Source organism: Nocardia farcinica, assembly GCF_029867845.1.
GTDB lineage: Bacteria > Actinomycetota > Actinomycetes > Mycobacteriales > Mycobacteriaceae > Nocardia > Nocardia farcinica_A.
This window is the reverse complement of the sequence record NZ_JARWRU010000843.1, coordinates 1-4487: the sequence shown is the minus strand read 5'-3', so window position 1 is coordinate 4487 and position 4487 is coordinate 1. Positions and strand designations below refer to the sequence as shown.

Genomic DNA, 4487 nt, shown 5'->3' with positions numbered 1-4487 from the left:
GCGGCTCGTTGCCGCTTCTTAACCGCTCGCTTCCGGCCGCCGCGCGTGGGCGGCGGGCGCGCTTTTTGGCGGCGCCGGGGCGCCCCCGCGCCCGCCCCCCCGGGCGCCTTTCGTCAGGCCTGGGCGGTGTCGGCGCCGAACAGGTCGACGGCCTCCGCCTCGGTGAGCACCTCGTAGGTCTCGGTGTCGGGGTGGTAGCGCCAGGTGTCCGGGCCGGGCCTCGGCCCGCCCGCGGCCCTGACCGCGCTCACCGACGGCCGGTAGGAGGCGCTGCGCGGGATGGTGTCGACCACGTACACCAGGTCGGGCCGCTTGCCCGGCTCGAGCGCGCGCATGGCCTCGGTGACGTCCTCGGGGTCGAGCTGCCAGCCCTTGCGCACGCACACCGCGGCCACCGCGATCCTGCGGCCGCCCGCCGCGTCCATGCCGTAGGCCACCTCCATGTCGACCGCGGCGATGTCGTTGAGGACATCCACGATCGGCTGGCAGAAGACCGGGCCCCGCTCGGTGAGCACCACGGTGTCGGTGCGGTCGACCAGCCAGTAGTCGCCGTCGCTGTCGCGGCGGAACAGGTTCTCCGTCGGCATCCAGGCATCGCCGGGGGTGAAGACGCCGCGCAGGCCGCCCGCCGAGAGTTCCACCGCGTCGGAGGCCTTGCTGATGAGCAGGCCCACCTCGTTGTCGGCGCAGCGCAGGGCGTAGCCGTTCTCGTCGGTGCGGATGGCGCCGGTCTCCGGGTCGTAGGCGACCAGCTCGACCTTGGCGGTGCCGGGCACCGGGCGGCCCTTGCTGCCCACCTTGCCGCCCTTGACGTTGGCCAGCACCACATCGCCCTCGATGGAGGCATAGAACTCGAGCACCCTGGCCGGGGCGAACTGTTCCAACGTCCGCCGCCACAGCCCCGCGGGCATGCCGGAGCCGATGAACAGCCGGATCGGATGGGCGTGGCCCGCGGGGAACACCTCGGCGTCGAGGATGTCGCGCAACATGGTCCAGGTGTAGGTCACCACGGTCACGCCGTAGCGGTGCACCTCCCCGGCGAAGCTGCGCGGGTCGAGCGAGCGGGCCAGCGCGATCCGGCTGCCGCCCGCGACCGCGCCGCCCAGGCTCACCAGCAGCCCCGAGGAGTGGTGCAGCGGGGCGAGGCAGTACACGGTGTCCCTGCGGTCGAGGTCGGCGGCGGTCGCGGTGCCGAAGGCCGACAGCGCCCAGCGGTAATTGGTGATGTACTTGGTCTCCAGCCGGTCGCCGGTGCCGGTGACCAGCACGAACGCCAGTTCGCGGGCCAGCCCCGGGTTGGGCCGGTACCAGGCGGGCAGGCGCACCCGCGCCGGGTCGATCTGCTCCAGGTCGAGCACGTCGGCGCCGGAGGGGATGTCGAGGGAGCGGGCGTCGCCGCCGCCGAGCACCAGCACCCTGGCCCCGGTCGCCGCCGCCTGGCGCAGGTTCTCCGGGTCGGCGATCACGGTGCGGGTGCCGGTCAACTCCATCGCCCGGTCGAGTTCGCTGCCGGGGGCCAGCAGCACCGCCACCGCGCCGAGCCGCGACAGGGCCGCCACGGCAGCCAGTGCGCTCGGCCTGGTCTCCATCACCACGCCGACGCGGGTGGCGGGCCGGATGCCCGCCGAGATCAGGCCGCGCACCACATTGTCGATGCGCACGTCCACGGCGGCGTTGGTGTGCACACGGTCGTCGAAGAGGAAGCAGTCGCGCAGCGGCGCCCGCCTCGCCTGTTCGGCCAGCAGGCTGCCCAGTGAGATCCTGGTGCCGGGGCCGATCATGCCCAGCCTGGTCAGTCGCGGCAGGGCGCGGGCGGCCTCGCCGACCAGACCGGCCGAGCCACGCACCGCGCTGCCCGCAAGCCCCTCCACGACCTTGCCGACCCCGCTGCCCACCTCGGCCAGCGCGGCCGCGGAACTGACGATCTTGTCGGCGGTGGAGTGTGTGCTGCGGCTTGCGGTGTGCTCGGTCATCGGGTGGATCTCCTCGGGCAGCGGCTGGTCGCCCGCCGCCCACTGGATCCACCGCAACACCAGCGGCCAGGTGCGCTCGGTCGCCACACTGCCCGCGACGAGGCCGAAATGCCCCGCGTACAAGGAGGCTTCGTACACATCGGCGTTGGGGGCGGCGCGCACGATGCCGCGCACGGCGGCGGGCTGGCCGATGTCGTCGACCTCGCCGAGGAAAGCCAGGACGGGACAGGTCAGCTCGGCCAGCGAGATCGGCTGGTCGCGGATCACGAAGCCGCCGAGCATCATCCGGTTGTGCGCGACGAACTGCTTGAGCAGGTCGGCCACGGCGGGCCCGGCATAGCCCACCCAGCCCTCGCTGTTGAGGAAACGGCGTTGACGTTCCTTGGGCAGCAACGCCTCCCGGTCGTGCAGCTGGCGCAGGAAGTCGATGCGCGCCTTGGCCGTCTTGACCGGGTCGAGCATCTGGAAGCCGACGCGCACCATGGAATCGGTGATCGGCAGCCGGGTCACCACATGGTCGGCCAGGAAATCGGCGACATCGGAGACCAGACCGTAGGGCAGGCCGAACGGCACACCGTTGACGATGTCGACCGGGCTGCCGAAGGTGACGATGCTCGCCACGCCGCGGCCGTGCCGGTAGGCGGTGGTCTGATAGGCGAACATGCCGCCCTGGGAGTACCCCATGAGGTGGACCTCCGCACCGGTCTGCGCGCACACCGTGTCGATGGCACTGCTGACGGCGAGCACGTGGTCGGCCAGATCGCGCTCCCAGCCGCCCGGCTCCAGCGCGGGCGAACCGAAGTCGACGACCCAGCAGTCCACCCCGCCGCGGTTGAGGATGCCGACCGCGCCACCCTCGGCGTTGACGTCCCAGATGTCGGCGTTGACCATCAGCGGCGGCACCAGCAGCGCCACCGGGCGACCCTTGGTCGCCTCATCGGGGAAGTAGTGCCGCAGCCGGTACATGCGCCGCCGCTCGACGACCTCGAACGGCGAGGCCTCGACACCGTGCGCCAATCCGCCGAATCGCAGGACCTCGAGACCGTTCTGGGCTGTCGCCAGCAATCGCCGGACCGGTCCCGCCACACCCTTCGCACTGAACTTCACGATCGCTCCTGCACCTCGTGCCACGCCCCTTCCGCGATCCCGCCGCGTACGACGAGCTTTCCACATTCGGCTCCCTTCGGAGGGCACCCAGGACCGTTTCGAGACCTGACGCCGGTCACACCGAGCGGGCGTCCGCTCGGTGTGTCGATAGGCTGGGGCAATGACCGACACCGCCGCGCTGCCGACCGTCGACCGCGAATCGCTGCTGGTCGAACTCGTCGACGTGCAGGGACGCGCGGTCGGCGAGTGCCCGGTCGCCGACGCACACCGCGCCCCCGGACAGCTGCACCGGGCGTTCTCCGTGCTGCTGTTCGACGAGGACGGCCGCGTGCTGTTGCAGCGCCGCGCCGCGGTGAAGACCCGCTTCCCGTTGCAGTGGGCGAACACCTGCTGCGGCCATCCCGCCCCCGGCGAGCGCATCCCGGACGCCGCCCGCGCCCGGCTGCGCGAGGAGCTCGGCATGGACGCCGAGCTGATCGAGGCGGGCGTCTTCCGCTACCGCGCCAGCGATGCGGGCACCGGCCGGGTGGAGCACGAATGGGACCACGTGTTCATCGGCGCCACCGGCCAGGCCCCCCGCCCCGATCCCGCCGAGGTCGCCGAGCTGCGCTGGCTGGAGCCGGCCGAGATCCGCGCCCTGCTGGCCAGCGAGCCGGAGACGTTCACGCCCTGGCTGGCGCCCGTGCTGGAGATCGCCGACGCGGCGTTCCGCGCGGACACCCGGCGCGAGGACTGAGCGTCGCGGTACCGGTGTCGCGCCTCGGCGACACAGGCACATAGATAGATGCGCATATCCGAGTATTCTTGGTGGAGCAATGTCGTCCGGGCGGAAGCGAGGTGCGCACTCATGGTCGAGATCGAGGTCGACGGTTCGACGGTGACGGTTCACGTGGTCGGTGGCCACCGGCTGCTCGCCCTCCGCGACAGCATCACCTTCGACTTCCGCGAGGTCGCCGCCGTCGGTCCCGCGCCGGTCGACATGCGGCCGCCGTGGGTGCGGGCGGGCGCCTTCTTCCCCGGCGTGATCGCGGCGGGCACCTTCCGCGGCAAGGGCCGCAAGGAGTTCTGGGACACCCGCTTCGACGGCAGCGGCCTGCAGATCGATCTCACCAACGGCGAGTTCACCCGGCTGGTGGTCGACGTGGACGATCCCGGCGCGGCGCTGCTCGACCTGTGCAAGGCCGCGGCGGCCTGACTGCCCGCACTCGCGGGACAGGTGAGCGGGAACGACCGGCGAACCGGCCACACCGGCCCCTCTCCCCCGGCTTCCCTCCTACTGTTGACACGGAAGCGACGGAAACGGAGCGACGAGAGGGGCGGACATGACCACCGATTCCACGGCACCGGAGACCGGCGAGGACGAGGTCGTCGCGGCGCGCGGGGGGGGCCGCCCCCCCCCCCCCCCCG

Annotated in this window: 3 protein-coding genes; 2 read left to right on the top strand and 1 reads right to left on the bottom strand. The window is 72.2% G+C overall.

What is annotated here, in order from left to right; genetic code table 11:
• Window positions 1–113: 113 nt before the first annotated feature.
• A complete protein-coding gene (locus QH283_RS18500) occupies window positions 114–3080 on the bottom strand; it encodes an AMP-binding protein (protein ID WP_280504246.1) in 2967 nt (988 codons plus the stop codon).
• Window positions 3081–3240: 160 nt separating this feature from the next.
• Between QH283_RS18500 and idi the strand changes: the two genes are divergently transcribed.
• The gene (idi, locus tag QH283_RS18495) at window positions 3241–3816 is read left to right on the top strand and encodes an isopentenyl-diphosphate Delta-isomerase (RefSeq protein ID WP_280504245.1); all 576 of its coding nucleotides are present in this window, start codon (window positions 3241–3243) and stop codon (window positions 3814–3816) included.
• Between the two features lie 111 nt (window positions 3817–3927).
• A complete protein-coding gene (locus QH283_RS18490; RefSeq protein ID WP_280504244.1) occupies window positions 3928–4275 on the top strand; it encodes a hypothetical protein in 348 nt (115 codons plus the stop codon).
• Window positions 4276–4487: the final 212 nt, after the last annotated feature.